This is a genomic window from Burkholderia sp. SIMBA_062 (assembly GCF_046534765.1).
Lineage (GTDB): Bacteria > Pseudomonadota > Gammaproteobacteria > Burkholderiales > Burkholderiaceae > Burkholderia > Burkholderia ambifaria.
The window spans coordinates 1-232 of sequence record NZ_JAWRYD010000671.1; the positions used below are offsets into that span (position 1 = coordinate 1).

The window sequence follows — 232 nt, forward strand, 5'->3', positions numbered from 1 at the left end:
GGCGTTGCCCGAGGCTGCCGGATGTACCGGCGATGCGAGGCGCCTCGCTCAGATGCCCAGCCGCCGCAACACCTTCGGCGCGGCGAACGCCACCAGCGCGGCGCACAGCGCGACTACCGACAGGCCCACGGTGAGATTCGTCACCTGCGTAATGCCGCCGATCACCACCGGCCCGAACAGCAGCCCGAAGTACGCGATGCCCGCGACGTGCGCGAGCCCTTCGGCCGCGTGG

The 232-nt window shown here is 71.6% G+C and carries 1 pseudogene; it reads right to left on the reverse strand.

Going from position 1 to position 232, the window contains the following annotated elements:
- Positions 1-48: 48 nt before the first annotated feature.
- Positions 49-232 (reverse strand): annotated as a pseudogene (locus tag SB786_RS37870) (MFS transporter); the annotation flags it as partial.